Raw genomic sequence first — 17,748 nt, forward strand, 5'->3', positions numbered from 1 at the left:
CGCAAAACTGATTGAGGTATTCTAGAAAAGCGGTACACTTTTCTAGACCACCTCAGTTTGTGTAACCTTAGTCTGTATCGTCCTGAAGTACTACTACTTGACATATGCCGAGTCACAAGGCTATGTTGCGATGGAACGATGTTGTCGTTTGTGAGGACTCTAACGACTGCCGGACAAATCCGGCAGTTAAGCTTGTCCATCATTTAGTTATAACAGCTCCAAAGTAGGTTTAGGTTACTACTCATTAGATGAGTAACCGTATTAGCGCATTCCTCCTGAGACAGCCAATTTTTCACCAGTGATCCAGCCCGCATTGTCCGATGCCAGGAAAGCAACTACTGGGGCTATTTCATTTGGTTTGCCGAATCTACCCATAGGTATAGCGGCAATCATGTCCTTTTCGATGGCACTGCCTGCCAGGCCCAGCGCCTTTGACCCCTCGGTATCAGTTGGACCCGGTGCCACCGTGTTGACGCGGATGTGGCGGTTCACCAATTCTCTAGATAAAGAAACGGTTAAGGCGTTCAAGGCCGCCTTCGATGACGTATAAATGCTGGTGTATGGCCCGGGATTCTGTCCGCCTACTGAACTGATATTGATAATGCTACCTCCTGTTGGGGGAAAATACTTCAAAGACTCCTTGATCGTCAGCATGGGACCTAATACATTGACCCGATACTGTTCCAGAAAATCGCCCTCCGTAACGGCTTCGATAGGGCCGAATCGGGCGATGCCAGCGTTATTCACCAGCACATCCAGCTTGCCAAATCGCTCCTTCACCTGTTTTAATAAATCAATAATATCGGTATGCCGGGCCATATCGGCCTGAAGGGCAATGGCCTGTCCGCCTGTCTCCCGGATGGCGTCAACAACGCCATCTGCATCGCTTGCCGCCGAATGATAGGTAACAATGACAATTGCGCCACAGGCGGCAAGTTCCTTGGCTATGGCAGCGCCAATACCCTTTGAGCTGCCGGTAACGATGGCAATTTTCTGCGTCAAATCTATTTTCATGATATCTTTTTTTGACAAAACTAAATGAACGAACTTTACCCCGGATATGTGTTTCCCTTTAGAAAGTAGTTTCCTTTGAGAAACTAAGTTGCGCCAAACGGATGAAAAAGAAAGTATTTATTGATCAAAAACCCCTACACTGTCCAAGTCAGCTCCGGGCTATCCATGATACGATGGATATTTTAAGCGGCAAATGGAAAATCACGATCATTGGGTGCCTGAGCTTTGGCGACAAACGGTTCATGGACTTAATGCGGGAAGTAAAAGGGATTGGCTCCAAAATGCTCTCCAAGGAGTTACATGAGCTGGAGATCAACGGTTTGATCAGTCGCACGGTGCAGCCAACCAAACCGGTCACGGTGGAATACGCGCTTACCGCTTATGGTAAGACCCTGAGGCCTATTCTGTGGGAAATGGCTGATTGGGGGCAACATCACAGGGTAAAAGTAAAAGCAACATTCAACGGAGAAGTTGACAATGGCTAAAACATAGCTGGCAAGTTTGCGACAAACCGGTGCCATACTCTTAGGGATCGTCGTGGAAGGGAACAAAAGCCCTGTCTCCATCCACGGCGATCCAGCTAAAAGTTAAAACCAAAATGAAAGCCCGGTTCGCCGAAGATGAATTTCGGCCATTTGTCGTCCAGCTGCTTGAAGCCGTCGGGCAAGGTGGTGTGATAAGCGCGGTGGGTGATAGCAATGGATGGTTGGATAAAAAATCTGTCTTTAAAAAGTCTGATATGATACCCAAGGCGGTAGGTGTTGAACAGCTGAAATCCCTTGTCCAGTTGTTTGCCGTCGGTATTCACGAACCTTTGCCTAGTGGGCATTACATTCAGTTCGGCATACAGACCTCGCCACAAAAACCGCTGATAGGCCACCGACAGTCCATACTCACGCACGTAACCCGGAAATTTTTCCTCTGCCTTTCCGTACGATTTGTTAAAAATCGGATGAATGCCATTCGGCCAGGCATATTTCCAGGTTTTGGGTTCCAGTGTAATGACATCTTTTCCGGTAAGACGATATCCGACATTGAGCTGAAAAAAATCGGGCGGATTGGTGGTCGATAAATTGCCGAGCAGAAAAACAGTGCTGCCCACGAACCACCGTTTGAACGTGCTATCCTGGCTGGCATATTGGGCTTTGACATGCACCGCACCCATCATCGCCAGGACAAAACCAATGAATAAAATTCTCTTTTGCATCTCTTTTGATTTTAATGTTAACTGATGCAGCAAAAGTAGATTCGCGGGATCAAACAAATCGTTCACTTAAGTTAAGAAACGCTTCCCCGCGTTTTTTTGGAATGATGGACTTGGTGTTCCTGGATGAAGACGTAATACCGAAACAGCTCAGATTGGTTACTCAGGAGGTCGGAATTGCCAAGCATTTTACAGTCCGCTAAAAGTTGTACCCGAAATGAAGGCCGGGTTCGAGAGGAAAGTAGTTGGGCCATTTGTTTTCTACCGCTTTAAAGGATTCTGGCACGTTGAGCCTTACAGGCCAATAGCTTAACCCCATTGACGGTTCGAAAAAGAAACGGTTCTTGAACAATTTGAGCTGGTAACCCAAACGGAAAGTCAGATACAACGTATATCCATTCCCGATCTTTTTCTTATCCTCATTCACGTATTTTTCGAAAGCATTCAGCGCATGCACGGAGGTGTAAATGCCTTTCCACCAAAAACGCTGATAGGCCAGTGTGGGGGCGAGTATACGCGCGTGCCCGGGGTAATTCAGGCCCGGCGCATCAAATGAAGGTCCCCATGGAATACCGAGCGGCCAGGAATAGATGGATCTTTTGAATTCAAAGGAAATCACATTTTTGGGTGTGATCCTGTACCCCACGTGTAGTTGAATGAATTCGGGATTGTTGACCTTGGAGAAATTCCCGAACAGCAGGAGCGTACTCCCGACGAACCATCTTTTGTAGGTGCTGTCGGTAGCGGTTTGCTGCGCATGAAGTGGGAGCACGCCCGTCAACAGCAAGACAAGCCCAACGAATAAAATCCTCTTTTGCATCTCTGATCTTTTGAGTTAAATGATGCTCCAAAGATAGAATTGCAAAAAACCGAAAGTCGTTCACCTAAGTTAAGAAACGAAATCAGGCCTTATTTTTTTCCATGATTCTGGCCCTTAACCGGCTGAGTGACTGCGGTTGGATGCCCAGAAAACTCGCGAGCTGGTGTTGTGGCACTCGTTGAAGAAGGTCGGGGCGCGACTGCATCAGATTCAAATAGCGTTGTTCCGGTGAAGACGTTTTAAACTCATCAAAGTCCAGCTGTTTTTTAGCCAGTAGCTCCTCGGACAAGATCCGGCACATGATTTCAAACTTCGGGAATTTGCTGTTGACTTCTACCTCCATATCCGCATTTGAAATGGTAAGAATCGTGTCTTCCACGCAACTGATGTAATACTCCGACGGCATTTTGCTGATCACACAAGGCGGCGTCAAAACTTCCATTTCCGTATAAAAAGCAGTCGTTTTTTCTTCCCCGTCGATCACATAGTACGTCCGGATACATCCTTTCAGCACAAAATAACTGTCTTTCGATTGTTGCCCCTCTTTAAGCAAAATCGTCCCCTTTTTAACCGAATGAAACAAGTCCAAAGAAAGAATGGCATTTTCCTCGTCTTCGTTCAGAGAAATGTATTTGGAGATGAAGTCTAGTAGGATGTCTTGCATGTTTTTGTTGTGGGTTATTCTTTTATCTCTCCTTCGTTATCCAAATCAAGCTGTCCAATATTGTTTATTATAGCGGGGTCTATGTCAAAGGTTACCGGAATATTATGAGGCTTGCCTAATATATTAGTCCCATTATGAAATTCATTATTCCTGATTGTGACTTCACTCCTCGACCATCATTTTTCATTTGTAATGATTAACCTATTGCGACAATTTCTTTAGTTCTGCAAAATAAAGTGGACAACTAAACCAGTAATACTCCATCCTTTTATACTTTTCCGAATCAATCTTTAATTTAAAATTTTGTTTCAAAGTCTTCTCCACCAACTCTATGTCGTCGACTGAAAGTTTAGAATTTGCAGTGAGGTGAAAATTCATTTCCAATATATCACCGGAGGCTTTCATTTTAAACGTCATGTAAAGAGTGTCGGTTGGTATAGGGCGACTTGCTCCCTGGAAAGCTCGAAGAAGTAAAAGGTCGCGACGTTTGCGCTCCTCAACCCCGTTATCTATATAGGTAGATCCATAGTGCGACACTTCTGGCGGAACCTTTGGGAGACTATAGTCTAGTCTATTCCGACTATTTGAATAAAATTTTGGACTGTGAACGTCGTTTAAGTTTTTACTTACAATGTATTTCACGCCATTAGGAGTAATGAGAGTGTCTGTCACTTTCATTTGCCCATATGAACAATGCCCAACAATCAATAATATAAAAACAATAATTTTCATGATGTTAATTATTTAGGACAAGATGAAGAAGTGACAAGTTCAAAGAGTGCACCAGGCGCCAAACCGTAGTAGACATTTCCGCTATAACTGGTTTGGATACTAAAATCATCCAAATAATCAAAATATTGATTATTGTCTATAGTTGCCGGATACTTTGTACCATTCGCTGTCATATCAGCAACCCAGCCAAAATACTGCGGAGTAGAAACAGCAAAGGTATTTCCAGCTGGATTAGCAAATTCTGTCATGTCATTAAGTACTTTAGCCTCAAATTCAATATTAAGCCGACCGTTTGGAATATATTGATATGTTCCCCCCCGCGTAGTACGCATCTTGAAAGCGATGAAAGAGATCTTCTTGCACAACCTACGTTAAGAAACGAGATCAGGCCTTACTTTTTTCCATGATTCTTGCCCTTAACCGGCTGAGTGACTGCGGCTGGATACCTAGAAAACTCGCCAGTTGATGTTGCGGTACACGTTGGAGAAGGTCTGGCCGCGACTGCATCAGATTCAAATAGCGTTGTTCCGGCGAAGACGTTTTAAACTCATCGAAATCCAGCTGTTTTTTTGCCAATAGTTCCTCCGACAAGACCCGGCACATGATTTCAAACTTCGGGAATTTGCTGTTGACTTCTACCTCCATATCAGCATTTGAAATGGTGAGAATCGTGTCTTCCACACAACTGATGTAATACTCCGACGGCATTTTGCTGATCACACAGGGCGGCGTCAAAACTTCCATTTCCGTATAAAAAGCAGTTGTTTTTTCTTCCCCGTCGATGACATAGTACGTCCGGATACAACCATTCAGGACAAAATAACTGTCTTTCGATTGTTGCCCCTCTTTAAGCAAAATCGTCCCCTTTTTAACCGAATGAAACAAGTCTAGAGAAAGAATCGCGTTTTTCTCGTCTTCGTTCAGAGAAATGTATTTGGATATGAAGTCTAATAGGATGTCTTGCATGTTTTTGTTGTGCTTTTGGCTATGCGAATTGTCAACATTTACGCGTATTTTCTGACGCTTGGTGAGTGGCAAATTTCTCTACAAAATTTAGCCATAGAAAAAGACTTGGATTAACCTAGATGCCTGTGCACAGAACTAACTGCGATTTTCTGTAAACCGCTGTTATGGCTATTATTTACTCGCCAATTCGATTTGTTTAATTTTTTTTGCTCGTATATTAGCCTTGTTTACATGCAAACTATGGTCAAGCTTTCCAAGATACTCTGGTCCATCAGAATTTGGATAACAGGCATTCCAAAAATCTAGTGCAATTTTCATGGCTAACTTACTAAAATCACTTGCCTTGTCAATCCAATCCTGAGGCTTCATCCAAATTCTCTCTTTGAGAGGAGAATAATGCATCGCAGAATTTCTTAATTGCTCATAGTACTCAAAAAAAAATTTAAAGTCTTCCGGTATTTGTCCATTATCGGAAACGATAATTACACTTCTCTTGTCCTCGCGAATTATTGATTGAAATTTTTCATTTTTAGATTTCAATTGAAGAAATCTACCCTTTTTGAATCCATTTAATAGTTCCCTTTCTGCTTCATCAAGTTTGCCGGTATTTTTTATTAAATAGCTATGACCAACACTATTTACAAACGCCTCTACAAAAGCATAAAATGAAATTATAGAAAGTCTACTATGTGCGGCTACCTCAAATTTAATGTCAGTTATTTGATGATAAATCGCTTGTGTAAATTCATTTTTCCCTTTTTGTTGCTCAATGGTCTTTAATTTATTGCCATATTTAAATAACAGTTTGTGATAATATTTAGCTTTTACTAGGATGCTGAAGGCATCTTTTAATAAAAATTCTTCCTCGATAGACCCATTTCCTTTATGTGCTGCCAATCCAATTCGATAGTGATAAGGCGTGTCAGAATAAAAATGCAGTTCACGCAAATCCATTTGGGCGTCCAACCACCCAAACTCTAAACCATAAGAATAAACATCGTTGCCTGTTTTGAAAAATTCATTGAACTCTGAGGCAACCACTCTCAGTTCCCTTTTCAGTGGAAACCTGGTCATAAAAATTGAACTCATTTTATTAAATATCTTCCACAGTTCAGGTAATCTATTTTTGACTTCTTCTTCGCTCGAGTTCTTGATAAAATCATGAGTGGATGTTACAATTTCTTTAATTTGTCGAAATTTCGCCCCCGGAACAAACGACCCCATAATTTGAAGGTAGACCGCGTGGTCAATTAACTCATTTATATTGTTCTGCAAAGATATTTTTGTTTTGGACATTCAGAGTTGCTTAAATTTTAAGAAAAGTCCTAAATAATTCATGTGATACAGATTTTCATGACCACAATTTCGAAATCCATACAAGCGGACATAAACGACGGTTAGAAAAACCGATGTTTGCCGTTGCGTTGTTACTCCACTCCAAGTGTACTCCTTAGTCGATTTAGTAGATTTTCCGATAATTGAACATCGTTTATTGAAACAAATAGATCAGTTCCGTGAACCAAACTGTTACGAAGAGTTATTAGCTCCATTAAGTTATTTCTCAAATCTATGTCAATCTTTCCCTCACTAAATAATATAGAGACAAGTTTTGTCTTCGCGACTCGTTTTCTTCTAGCACTTTTATAATTATCTATGTCTGTAAATAAAAGTGTTGTTCCGTATTTTTCAAGTATATAGTCAATTTGATTGAAATTTTTAAGAAAATTTTCAAGACTTCCACTTTCATTAGCCTTATCCGTTGTTGTATTTTCCCTAAGCTTATTGCTTGCTATTTCAATACTGTTTGGATTTAATATTATAATGACAAATGAAATGATTGTAATGAGTGTCGTCAATATCGTAGAAACAGATATATTTATTAGAAGAGAAAGGGGCGCTAAAAGTTGATTAGTTTCTGCAACAATAACAAGGAAGCAAAGAGCGATTGAAATACCTGTCATTATACTTATTCCGGTGATTGAACCGAAATATTCAGACTTCAACAGTAAAATTACTTCTTCGAGTGTTTCATCTTTGTCAGCTTTTCTATCAAGTTCATTTCTTAGAAAAATATAACCCGTTATTATGAGTCCAAATATCGCAGCGATTACTTGTGATGCGGACGAAAAAAGGTACAGAATTTGATTTTCATTCAGAATAAATAATGGCTTAATAAGATAAATAACTATACCTGCGAAAGTAAGAGCTACCCAGATCAACAGATTTCGACCAGCATTCTTTGTTACTATCAACTTTTGAAATTCTTTTAGCATAAGGGTGATTGTCTGTCTGTAATATTACAGCGACGTCACATAAACGCAACGCTACTATATCTTCACAAGAATACAATTTTTACCCAACAATACAAACCCGATCACTAAAAGCACAGCCATCTAAAATTCAGACCATTAAAAACAAGTAAGCCCGTTAACAATGCTGAATACTCTCAACGTATCCTGCATTATTAACGGGCTTTTGTGCCGTAGTTTGTGAGGACACAAACTACGGCACAGGACACAAACGACGGCGAACAAACGAAGGCAACAAGGGCACAAACGAAGGCGGCGCAACGCAATGCCCGCTACCGCACTCTGGTCCACATCTGCGACTTGCTCATAAATCCAGCTTTGGCGGATAGTTCCAGGCTGTCGTTGGTTTTTAGGGTGAGGGTGCAGGGGTAGTTTTTTCCGTGTTTGGGCAGCCATACCTGGCCTGTGTATACGCCCTTGCCATAGGTGATGCCCGTGAGTTGCTTTTTGCCCACCAGGCTCTGGTCGGGTGCCTGGCGGATCAGGGCCTGGTAGCCACCGCCGTCTTTTACAAATTCAATCACACGGGTTTGGTCCTCGTTGGTCCATTTGCCCAGGATGGCGTCTGCGCTGGTTTGCGCATGCGCGCCGGTGGTTAGTTCCACTGCCACAAAGAGCAGCATCAGGGTGGATTTCATGCTTTTGATCATCGCTGTATTTTTTTTGTTTGTACAGCAATTTGACGCGCAAAAGTCAGGGCAGAAAGCTGCTCTTGCCCGAAGCGGGCAAATACCGGAGCGACACGGGCAGGTGCGCTATGGTGCGGTCAGCTGCGCGATTTTACCGGCCAGCACTTTCTTTTCCACAGCCGAGCGGGCCGACGTCAGGGCTTCGCGGTAATGGAACAGGGCCCGTTCGGGATGGACGGGGCTGTACAGATAGCCCATTAATCCGTGGTAATGGTTGTTGCCCGCCAGGTTGAGTTTTTCGGCCTCTGCAATGGCCCTGTCGAAGCCATGTACCTGGGCAACGGCAAAGGCGCGGTTGATCGCCGTGGCAGGCGAGTATTCAAGCACAACGAGCTGGTTGTAGAGTTGCAGGATATGTGGCCACTTTTCCACCCCGGAGGTGGTGTGCCAGTAGGCAATCCCGGCCTGCACATGGTAGGTGGATACCGCCTTCGTTTCAAAGGCCTTGAAGAGATAGTAATTTCCCTTTTCCATCAAAAACTGATCCCATAAGCTGCGGTCCTGGTCTTCATACAGGACCGCTTGCCCGGTATCGTCTGTACGGGCATCGAGGCGGGAACTTTGAAAACACATCAGCGCGAGTAGCGCACTGGCCTGATGCTTGCCGGTCAGTTTGCTTTCAGCCAAAAGCAGCGCCAGCCGCATCGCCTCCGAGCACAGGTCTTTGCGAATAAATGCGTCTTCATTCTGTGAAAAATAACCTTCGTTAAACAACAGGTAGAGTGTTTTCAAAACCATGTCGAAACGCTCGTGAAGGACGCTGTCCGGTAATTCTTGCAGTCGAAAATGACCCCGCCGCAGATGGTCCCGGCCACGTTGCAGGCGCTTTTTAATGGTCTCTTTGTTAGACAGAAAAGCATTCGCAATTTCCTCTACGCTAAAACCACACAGGATCTGCAAAGCCAGGCAGACCTGCACCTGGGGCGGGTTGGCAGGATCGCACACCGCAAATAGCATCGACAGCTGGCTGTCGGCAATGCGCTCTTCGGTGAATTCAAATGGTGGGGTATGAACGGTTTCTCCCCGACCTATCTCCGCCCTGATCTGGCTTTCGAAAAGCTGGTGGCGTTTCAGGTAGTCCTTTGCCTTGTTTTTCGCAACCATATACAGCCAGGCCGCAGGGCTGTCCGGAATGCCGTGCACCGGCCAGTGTTCGGTGGCTTTCAGGAAGGTTTCGCTGGCGATGTCTTCTGCCACCTCGATATGCTCGAACCCAAAATACCGGCTCAGTACAGCCGTCAGTTTCGCATACTCCTGCCGGAACAGGTGGGGGAGGAGCGTATCGACGGTGCTGTTGGCTGCCTGCATCATTTTTTCTTTTTGGCGCTGGCCTTTGCCCTCGGGTTAAAATCAAGGCATTGCTGCATCCAGAACGTAAATTCTTTTTCGCTGCGGACGCGGTCGGGGCTGATATAGCCATATCCTTTGTAGGCCCTGCCGCCGCTGACCATCGACCGAAAACCCTCTTGTTCGGCAAAGGTATCCTGCAGGGCGGGGTCAAAACGCACCATCATTTCATCACCGCTCACACAAACGCACATTTTCCCGTTGACCATAAAAGTGACGCCCTTGAACATTTCCTTTTCTTCAATGTCCAGTCCGGGCACATCGGCCAGATACGCGCGGATGCGGTCGGCCAGGTTCAGATCGTAAGCCATATATCCCTTTTTTTGTTGCTATAAAAACGCCAAAATGACGACAGGGAATGCCGTCATTTTGCGGTCCGTATTCCGTGAACAAGTTAGCTGTTATCCTCCGGAGTTACTACTTTCCTCACCTCCACATTTCCGCCGATTTTCAGGATAGGGCATGCTTTGGCCAGCACTACCGCCTCCTCGATGGTTTCGGTTTTTACGATGAGGTAGCCATTGATGAACTCCTTCACCTCGGTATAGGGGCCGTCGGTCACCACGTCGCCGGGTTTCACCGTTTTACCTTCCGACATCGACAAGCGGTTGCCTCTGTCGACCAGCTTACCTTGCGCGCCCATGTCACCCATCCAGCCCATCCACTCGGTCATTACCTGCTGCATTTGTTCGGGCGAGGGCTTAAAATCGTCGCTGATGCTGTTTCTGAAAATCAAAACAAATTCTTTCATTGTTGTATAGTTTTTTATGTTCGTAGCTATGACGACCGGTCGTGCCTGAGGGGGACAAACCCGACAAATTTTTTTTCATTCGCTCCTGCGCCCGGGCTGGCAGGCTGGTGTCGCCGCCCTGGCTTTCGAAATTGAACTTCATAGACATGATCAGCCAGCGGTCGCCCACCTCACACAAAGTGATGTCATAAGTACCGGCCACCAGCCAGCAATCGTCGCCGATCCAGTGCTGCGCCTCGCCCCGCATATGTACCATGGCCAGGTGGTCGCCCGGCTGTATGTCAAAACCGGATACTTCGTGCTGCGTGCGGTCGAACCCGGGCAGGAAGGCCTCCCAGGCGCTGGTGATTTCCCCGGGTGTAAGGTTTGTGGCCGGGTTGCCATTCATGGAGGAGTAGTCGAGCAGCACATGCGCATCCATGACCGCCCGCACCTGCTGCCAGTCGCGGGCATCGACACTGGCGAAAAGCGCTTTGATGGGTTGTATGATGGGGGCCGTCATCGTGTTATTTTTTCGGTTGCGGACAAATTTTTTGGTTTAAAAATCAGGATGGTTACGATGCCCCAAACAGTAATCAGCATGCCCATGTAGTTGACAATGTTCTGATCGGTAAAATCGGCCAGGAAAGCGATGTCGATGGTCGAATGAAAAATGGCGCAGACGAGCAGGCTGGCCCTGGAGCTGTTGTAAAGCCAGCTGAGCAGGATACTGCCGGTGAGCAGGCTGAATAGCCACCCGAAGGTGCCGCCGATGCCCATATCCATAAAACCGGGGCGGTACAGGAACAGCGGCCAGTGCCACAGCGCCCAGAACAGCGTAAGGATCACACTCGCCCACAACGCATTGTACCGCGCCTGCAAACGGGGCAGGGCAAAGCCACGCCAGCCCACCTCTTCGCCAAAACCGAAAAACAGCAGGTTGTAACACAGGAAGCTGATAAAGTTAAATTCGGGAAACTCTTTGGCGACAAACAACCCGGAGAGCTGCATGGGCTGGTGATTCAGTAGCTGGTTCAGCGCCGCGGCCATCACCGCGAGCAGAAAGGGGGCAAACAACGCAACAACGACATATAGCAGCGGCCTTACTTTGAACATTTGCCGTACGATGGTTTTGGTACCTTGTTCACCTTCAAACAGTCCGGTGCAGATCAATGCGGCAATCATGGGTCCGAGTCCGCCGATGCCATGGTGGAACGGCCATACAGGCAGGCCCCGGATGCCGATAGCGGGGCCGTACAGCGGCAGCCAGATGACCCAGCTGATCAGATAGGCCAGCGTAAAATAGACGACAAGGGATTTTGTGGGGGTAATTTTCTGTTGCATATTTTTCTTGGGTTGGGTCGATGCTGCGGCTCACAAGCCTTCGAGCCAATGCAGGAACTCGGTGGCTTTGGCCTTACTGACTACGATAATTTCAGGTGTATTCACGATCAGTTTGATGACGAGTTTGCGGGCAAAAAATTTCTCGGCATTACCGATCGCAGCCCGGTTGATCAGAAACTGGCGGTTGGCCCTCCAAAACAGGGCCGGGTCCAGCACCTTTTCCAGCTCTTCGAGCTTGGCCGAAAGGTGGTATTGCTGTCCGCTCAGGGTCGTGATGTTAACCAGGGTTTTGTCCAGGTAAAAAAAAGCGATGTCCTTTACCTGCACGGGTATGATCTTTTCTTTCTGGTACACCAGCAGAGCCGTTTTGTAGGACTGTCCCACCTGCCGGAGCAGTCCACTTAGTTTCTGGCCTTCCTGTTGTTTTTCAAAAACCGATTTGAGCGCATGAAACTTGTCGAGCGCCTTTTCGATCTTCGTACGGGTGACGGGTTTGAGCAGGTAACTTACCGCATGTGTATCAAAGGCTTCCATGAGGTACTCGTCAAAAGCGGTGCAGAAGATGACCGGACTACGGACCGTTACCTGGTTGAAGATTTCAAAACACAGCCCGTCGGCGAGCTGAATATCCGAAAAGATCAGGTCGGGCTGGGGGTTGGCTGCCAGCCAGGCCAGCGACTGCTCCACAGAATCGAGCGTGGCCAGTACGCGTATGTCGGCATCGATCTGCCGGATTGTGGAGGCGAGCTCCCTGGCGGCGCGCGCCTCATCTTCAATGATCAGTACGTCGGTCATGCAAGCGGTAGTTTGATGGTGAAGGTATCGGTGCCTTTTTCGATCCGGATTTCGCGGTTGAACAGCAGGCGGTAGCGCTGCATCACATTGTCGAGCCCGATTCCCGCGCCGGGCTGCACCGACGTTTTGGGTTGCAGGTTATTGACTACTTCCAGGAAACCCTGCCCGTCGGTTCTGATGTCGATACGCAGCCGCCTCGCGGCCGAGGCCACGTTGTGTCTGACCGCATTTTCCACCAGAAGTTGCAGTGTGAGCGGGGGGATCTTCGCGGAAAGGAAACGCGGATCAACAGCAATGTGTATGTCAATGGCCGCTTCCAGTCTCATTTTGATGATATACAGATACGAATCGATGAAATTAAGCTCCTGTTGCAGCGTCGCCGTATCGCTGTCCTTGTATTGCAACACATAACGGTATACGTTGGCCAGCTCGGACACATAGTCCTTCACCAGCTGTTCATCGGTCAGCGTGCTGAGGGTATTGAGTGTATTAAAAAGAAAGTGCGGGCTGAGCTGCTCTTTGAGCGAGGAAAGATTGGCGGCAAGCTGCGCCCGTTTCAGTTCCCCGATTTCGAGCAAGTGACGCTGCTTTTCGGCGAGAATATGGAGGTAGTAAGCGATGAAATAAAACAATCCGCTGATCACCACACTCCGCAGCAGTAAGATGTAGGGGCGCTTGCTTTCGGCTATTTCAGGCAGCAGCAGCGCGTTCGGGCTGATGGCGGAAAATATCGGGTCGAGCAAAAAGGCGATCCCGCTGACGCCTCCAATGGCCAGGATCGCCAGCAGCACCTGATTCACCTTCCAGCGCCGCGACCGCGCCAGGATCAGCTGATGGGCCATCCAGCAGCAGAGACAGAACGTAAAGTTGTAGGCGACACTGACACCGGCAAGTCGAAATTCAAAATGTTCCATACGGATCACCCTGGGCAGCGAAGCGATAAGCGCCACCCCCAGCGATACGATCAGTCCGGGAATCAGGTTTTGTTTTTTCACGGTGCAAAGGTAGTCAGGCCAACTTCGATCAAAACACCAACGAACTTCTCAGGCAGGCATAATACAATGAGAAGCGGGCAAATACCTGACTGGAATGTTTTGTCAGGTTCATTTTAATATCTGTCTGTACTCTTAAGTAAAACCTCAAATATTGGGTAAATCCACTCAGCATTAATAATTTGCCGCTCTTAAAAAATACATTTAACCATATTTCTCAATGTTTTAGCTTTCCGTCCATTAAAACTAATACTGATATATGGCACTTGCAATTGTAATTTCATTTTTCATCCTTGCCTGGTATGGCATAAGGGCTTACCAAGAAAATCCGCAACACCCTGATTGGCGTAAAGCGCTCATTACTACTCTTTTTTGGCCATTGTCTCTGATCATGCGGCGATACCGCTAAAAGGTCCTATTCTTTCCACCGGGTATTTGATCAGGCGAAAACAGGCTGACTTTCCCGCCATCGTTTGTGTCCTCTCCATAGCCGTCAACTTAAGACATAGGAAAAGAAATCGAAGTCAATTTTAGAACGTGGAGTCAAAAATTTCTCCACTTATTTATCAAAACTTATTTCAGATGAAAATCTTGAAGTTTTAGCCAGGGAATCGGGTTTTCAGAAACGAAAGTCGAAGATTTCACCTAAGTCATTTTTGGAAACTGCGTTTCTTTTGAGTATTAACAAAAGCCCATCCTTAACGGACTATTGTATTGATTTTCAGCTTAAAATCAACAAATCACTATCTAAGCAAGGGGTCGACAAGCGATTCAATGAGAACTTAAAGACGATGCTCAAAAAATTGGTTGAAGAAGGGCTTGCAAAACAAATCAGTCAGAAGGCCAACTTAAAAGGGGCAGGGAAGCACTTTACAGAGATACGTTTAATGGATAGTACAGAATTCAAATTGTCTAAAAACGTCGCTGATAAATTTCCCGGCTACGGCCCTGGTAGAGAGGCGATTGCACAAGTTCAATTTGAGTACGATATTTTGTCGGGCAAGATAACACAGATGCGTGTTGGATCAGCTTTAGACAGCGATGTAACGGAAGGTTTGAAAGAGATTGAAACAGTGCCAAAACGGTCTCTATTGATAAGAGATTTGGGTTATCTTTATCCTAAAACCTTTCTTGAACTGCAAGAAAGGAAGATTTATTATATCAGCAGAGCCAAGTCGCAATGGAATTTTTTATGTGAGAGAAGGGAAAAAGTATCAGCGAATAACCACTATAGATATAATTGAAAAGCTAAAAGCGCAAAAACAAAAGTATCTGGACATGGAGGTGTTTGTAGGAGAAAAATTCAAAGTGCCGATGCGACTTATAACTAAAAGAGCCAGTTCTCAGAGTCTTTGGACAAGGATTCTGCCAAGCATGAAAGCGCAACAATCTCAATGTCAGACATTTTTGGCTTGTTTGGGTAAAATTGAAAATTACCTTGCTCATTGATGTCGCCTTGAAAAACTGATTTGGCGGTAGTCAAAAGTTTTTTGAAATTAGCCCTTAGATTGTGCATTGTTAATATGGTTTGAAGCCCATAATAACTTACTGAAATTCAGAAAAAAATGCACATCTTTTCTTCCACAATTTCAACAGTACAACGAGTCATTACTATCTCAGCACCATCGGGTGGTTTACAGCCAGTGTCCGTCACGGGCTGTAGGAGGCCTTGTTTCTCTCCCATCAATGGTATACCTTAGCAAGGCACATACACGGTTTTACGTCAGGCGGGGTGAAGTGCAAACTTGGAGCTTGGTGCTTCGTATCAAGTTCAGTGCAGGTTGACAGTTTTGTGCTCCGAAACCCGCCCGAACGCAACGGCCGAAAACGTTATGCACAATTATAAACAACTACGCAAAATGAAATTAAAACTTATCACAACAGTAACAACCTTTTTATTCAGTTTGCCGATTTTTGCCCAGAACATTGATGTTCAAAAAATTGACAGTTTTGTCAGCCACATCGAAAACAGCAACAGAGGAATTGGAAGTGTTTCCATTTTCAAAGAAGGAAAAGAAGTTTACAACAGAAGTTTCGGACAATCAAAACTTGAAAATGTTCAATACAACGCTGAAACGAAATATCAAATTGGCTCAATAACCAAAATGATTACAGCAACTTTAATTTTTGAACTCATTGAAAATAGCAAGTTACGTTTGGACGATAAACTATCAAAGTTTTATCCTAATATTCCAAGTTCTGATAAAATTACAATCAAAAACTTATTAGAACACTCCAGCGGCTTAGGTGATTTTACGATGAAGAATGACAGCATATTTTGGCTAACCAAAAAAGTAAGCGAAAATGAAATTTTTGAAGAAATCATTGAACAAGGTGTCGCCTTTCAACCAAACGAAGGAATTGCCTATTCCAACTCGGGGTATTATGTATTAAGAAAAATTGTGGAGAAATTAAACAAGAAAGATTATGCCACAATCGTTGCAGAAAAAATTGCCAAACCTCTAAATCTTAAAAACTTCTCATCAATAACCCCAAAAACAAAAAATATATTTCTCTCTTATGGCTACAACGATAAATGGGAAAAAATTACAGACTTTGACTTTTCAAATGTTGTTGGGGTTGGAGATATTGTTTCTACAACAAAAGACCTAAACATCTTTTTGTATAATTTATTTCAACTCAAAATACTAAAAAAAGAGAGTGTCGAGCAAATGAAATCCGACTATACTCAAAAAGAAGCTTTTGGAAGAGGGTTTATGTTTATTTCTTTTTACGAAAATGTTTTTTATGGACACGGTGGAGACACCTACGGTACACATTCCTTAGTTTCTTACAACGACAAAGACAATTTAGGATTAGCTTTTGCTATTAACGGAGAACGCTTTCCACACAACGATTTTGCAATAGGAATTTTTAGTATCATTTACGGCAAAGATTATGAATTTCCAATTTTCAATACAATTAGCCTTAAATCAGAAGATTTAAACAAGTTTTTAGGAACATATTCGAGTCCAAATTTCCCTTTAAAAATATCAATTACAAAAGAGGGAAATACGCTGAAAGGACAAGGAACAGGACAACCTGCATTTATTTTAGAAGCCTTTGAAACAAACAAATTCAAATTTGACCAAGCAAGGTTACAACTTGAATTTCTTCCCGAAGAAAACAAAATGATACTAAATCAAGGCGGTATGAAAGTTGAAATGAATAAAGAATAACTGTGCATAACAGCCGTTTTGCAAAATCGGGGGTTTCTTGCTTCTATGAAAGTGAAGTGCTAAATTCAATTTTCGTGCATCTAATGAAATTGAGTGCTAAAAATCCCCGCCTTCGCAAGGCGGCAAACCGTCATCGGTCATTGTAGCGACACAGACACAATTAAACAGACAAAAAAATAAGTAAAAACTAAATTTTCAATTATGACAGAAACTAAAAAGAACCTGTTGTGCGGTTAACGAAGCAGCGCATGTTTGATTCGCCCAAGCGGCTTGTTCGCCAGTGAGTTGATTGCTTTCAAAATTGAAACGGATGCTCTTTTGGCTACAATTCTGGCAAATAGTCCATCTAATGTCTTCGAGTAATTCCGTTTCAGTAGTTGTTGGTCGCAGAGTTGCGAGAAAAGCGTTTCGATTATCTTGAGCGTTTTTCGTATCCGACAGGTTGCCTCTTGCGAGCGAAAAAGGCCCTAATATGGCCCGGATACTTGCATAAACAACAATCCGGGCCTACCTTAGCAGCGTGAAAAAGCTGATGATACATATCATGTTATGGGTAATGATTCTGGATACGACTTCGTTGTACCAGATTTTCAAAATCCCTTCACTGGTCACCCATTTCGTTGAGCACAAGGCGCTCAACCAGGAAATTAGTTTCATGGATTTCCTCTCCATGCACTACTGGGGTGAGGATATCAACGACAATGACGATGAAAAGGACATGCAACTGCCCTTTAAAAAATTTGAAATTCAGCACACCAGTCTCGATTTCTTCCCTTGTATCAGTTCTTTCCAATTCAAAAGTCCCGGATGGCCGGTGAAAGTTAACTATGGCCCCGAAAGACCGCAGGGACATTATAATGCTGCACTAGGCTCACTCTTCCGCCCGCCGCAAGCCTGAAACATGACATATATACAGGACTCCCGCGTCCTGTCCGCTATGCGTGCATCTGCCTGATGCGCGCA

At 44.7% G+C, this 17,748-nt stretch carries 21 protein-coding genes and 2 pseudogenes; 4 read left to right on the forward strand and 19 right to left on the reverse strand.

Features of this window, described 5'->3' with window-relative positions:
• Nucleotides 1-261: 261 nt before the first annotated feature.
• Nucleotides 262-1,014 (reverse strand): SDR family NAD(P)-dependent oxidoreductase, encoded by a 753-nt coding sequence (locus KOE27_RS26350; RefSeq protein ID WP_215241857.1) that lies wholly within the window; start codon nt 1,012-1,014, stop codon nt 262-264.
• 101 nt (nt 1,015-1,115) lie between these two features.
• Here KOE27_RS26350 and KOE27_RS26355 point away from each other — a divergent pair, with 101 nt between their 5' ends.
• Nucleotides 1,116-1,499 carry a winged helix-turn-helix transcriptional regulator gene (locus tag KOE27_RS26355; RefSeq protein ID WP_215241858.1) on the forward strand — a complete coding sequence of 128 codons (384 nt, stop codon included), beginning with the start codon at nt 1,116-1,118 and terminating at the stop codon, nt 1,497-1,499.
• 95 nt (nt 1,500-1,594) lie between these two features.
• On the opposite strand, the gene KOE27_RS26360 is transcribed toward KOE27_RS26355, so the two are convergent.
• From KOE27_RS26360 to KOE27_RS26435, 16 genes are all read right to left on the reverse strand, one after another.
• Nucleotides 1,595-2,221 carry a hypothetical protein gene (locus KOE27_RS26360; protein ID WP_215241859.1) on the reverse strand — a complete coding sequence of 209 codons (627 nt, stop codon included), beginning with the start codon at nt 2,219-2,221 and terminating at the stop codon, nt 1,595-1,597.
• A 196-nt stretch (nt 2,222-2,417) separates the two neighbouring features.
• Nucleotides 2,418-3,038 carry a hypothetical protein gene (locus KOE27_RS26365; RefSeq protein ID WP_215241860.1) on the reverse strand — a complete coding sequence of 207 codons (621 nt, stop codon included), beginning with the start codon at nt 3,036-3,038 and terminating at the stop codon, nt 2,418-2,420.
• 82 nt (nt 3,039-3,120) lie between these two features.
• The gene (locus KOE27_RS26370; protein WP_215241861.1) at nt 3,121-3,702 is read right to left on the reverse strand and encodes a Crp/Fnr family transcriptional regulator; all 582 of its coding nucleotides are present in this window, start codon (nt 3,700-3,702) and stop codon (nt 3,121-3,123) included.
• 201 nt (nt 3,703-3,903) lie between these two features.
• Complete coding sequence (locus KOE27_RS26375) at nt 3,904-4,434, reverse strand: hypothetical protein (RefSeq protein WP_215241862.1); 531 nt, start codon at nt 4,432-4,434, stop codon at nt 3,904-3,906.
• 8 nt (nt 4,435-4,442) lie between these two features.
• Nucleotides 4,443-4,766 carry a hypothetical protein gene (locus tag KOE27_RS26380; protein WP_215241863.1) on the reverse strand — a complete coding sequence of 108 codons (324 nt, stop codon included), beginning with the start codon at nt 4,764-4,766 and terminating at the stop codon, nt 4,443-4,445.
• Nucleotides 4,767-4,818: 52 nt separating this feature from the next.
• The gene (locus KOE27_RS26385; protein ID WP_215241864.1) at nt 4,819-5,400 is read right to left on the reverse strand and encodes a Crp/Fnr family transcriptional regulator; all 582 of its coding nucleotides are present in this window, start codon (nt 5,398-5,400) and stop codon (nt 4,819-4,821) included.
• A gap of 171 nt (nt 5,401-5,571) precedes the next feature.
• Nucleotides 5,572-6,696 (reverse strand): hypothetical protein, encoded by a 1,125-nt coding sequence (locus KOE27_RS26390; RefSeq protein WP_215241865.1) that lies wholly within the window; start codon nt 6,694-6,696, stop codon nt 5,572-5,574.
• Nucleotides 6,697-6,827: 131 nt separating this feature from the next.
• Nucleotides 6,828-7,673, reverse strand: coding sequence for a hypothetical protein (locus KOE27_RS26395; protein WP_215241866.1), 846 nt, complete (start codon nt 7,671-7,673; stop codon nt 6,828-6,830).
• A 308-nt stretch (nt 7,674-7,981) separates the two neighbouring features.
• Nucleotides 7,982-8,347: a DUF2147 domain-containing protein gene (locus KOE27_RS26400; protein ID WP_215241867.1), complete on the reverse strand. Its 366-nt coding sequence runs from the start codon at nt 8,345-8,347 to the stop codon at nt 7,982-7,984.
• Nucleotides 8,348-8,464: 117 nt separating this feature from the next.
• Nucleotides 8,465-9,709, reverse strand: coding sequence for an RNA polymerase sigma factor (locus KOE27_RS26405; RefSeq protein WP_229252998.1), 1,245 nt, complete (start codon nt 9,707-9,709; stop codon nt 8,465-8,467).
• Nucleotides 9,706-10,056, reverse strand: a complete 351-nt coding sequence (locus KOE27_RS26410; RefSeq protein WP_215241868.1) for a TfoX/Sxy family protein — start codon at nt 10,054-10,056, stop codon at nt 9,706-9,708. Before KOE27_RS26410 ends, KOE27_RS26405 begins: the two co-directional genes overlap by 4 nt.
• 83 nt (nt 10,057-10,139) lie before the next feature.
• Nucleotides 10,140-10,496: a YciI family protein gene (locus KOE27_RS26415; protein ID WP_215241869.1), complete on the reverse strand. Its 357-nt coding sequence runs from the start codon at nt 10,494-10,496 to the stop codon at nt 10,140-10,142.
• Nucleotides 10,447-10,998, reverse strand: coding sequence for a nuclear transport factor 2 family protein (locus KOE27_RS26420; RefSeq protein WP_215241870.1), 552 nt, complete (start codon nt 10,996-10,998; stop codon nt 10,447-10,449). The genes KOE27_RS26415 and KOE27_RS26420 overlap by 50 nt, the downstream gene beginning before the upstream one ends.
• A complete protein-coding gene (locus KOE27_RS26425; protein WP_215241871.1) occupies nt 10,995-11,819 on the reverse strand; it encodes a type II CAAX endopeptidase family protein in 825 nt (274 codons plus the stop codon). The genes KOE27_RS26420 and KOE27_RS26425 overlap by 4 nt, the downstream gene beginning before the upstream one ends.
• Nucleotides 11,820-11,849: 30 nt before the next feature.
• Complete coding sequence (locus KOE27_RS26430; RefSeq protein WP_215241872.1) at nt 11,850-12,614, reverse strand: LytR/AlgR family response regulator transcription factor; 765 nt, start codon at nt 12,612-12,614, stop codon at nt 11,850-11,852.
• Nucleotides 12,611-13,609 (reverse strand): sensor histidine kinase, encoded by a 999-nt coding sequence (locus tag KOE27_RS26435; RefSeq protein WP_215241873.1) that lies wholly within the window; start codon nt 13,607-13,609, stop codon nt 12,611-12,613. Before KOE27_RS26435 ends, KOE27_RS26430 begins: the two co-directional genes overlap by 4 nt.
• Before the next feature lie 572 nt (nt 13,610-14,181).
• On the opposite strand from KOE27_RS26435, the gene KOE27_RS26440 reads away from it, so the two are divergent.
• A complete protein-coding gene (locus KOE27_RS26440) occupies nt 14,182-14,850 on the forward strand; it encodes an IS4 family transposase (protein WP_229253061.1) in 669 nt (222 codons plus the stop codon).
• A gap of 86 nt (nt 14,851-14,936) precedes the next feature.
• Here the strand turns inward: KOE27_RS26440 and KOE27_RS30105 are convergent.
• Nucleotides 14,937-15,122: pseudogene (locus KOE27_RS30105) on the reverse strand (IS982 family transposase); the annotation flags it as partial.
• Nucleotides 15,123-15,465: 343 nt separating this feature from the next.
• On the opposite strand from KOE27_RS30105, the gene KOE27_RS26445 reads away from it, so the two are divergent.
• Nucleotides 15,466-16,785 (forward strand): serine hydrolase domain-containing protein, encoded by a 1,320-nt coding sequence (locus KOE27_RS26445; protein ID WP_215241874.1) that lies wholly within the window; start codon nt 15,466-15,468, stop codon nt 16,783-16,785.
• A gap of 233 nt (nt 16,786-17,018) precedes the next feature.
• Here the strand turns inward: KOE27_RS26445 and KOE27_RS30110 are convergent.
• Nucleotides 17,019-17,216, reverse strand: a pseudogene (locus tag KOE27_RS30110) (IS982 family transposase); the annotation flags it as partial.
• A gap of 89 nt (nt 17,217-17,305) precedes the next feature.
• On the opposite strand from KOE27_RS30110, the gene KOE27_RS26450 reads away from it, so the two are divergent.
• On the forward strand, nt 17,306-17,683 hold the full coding sequence (locus tag KOE27_RS26450) for a hypothetical protein (RefSeq protein ID WP_229253000.1): 378 nt from the start codon (nt 17,306-17,308) through the stop codon (nt 17,681-17,683).
• Nucleotides 17,684-17,748 lie beyond the last annotated feature (65 nt).

Origin of the sequence: Dyadobacter sp. CECT 9275, from assembly GCF_907164905.1 — a bacterium.
Lineage (GTDB): Bacteria > Bacteroidota > Bacteroidia > Cytophagales > Spirosomataceae > Dyadobacter > Dyadobacter helix.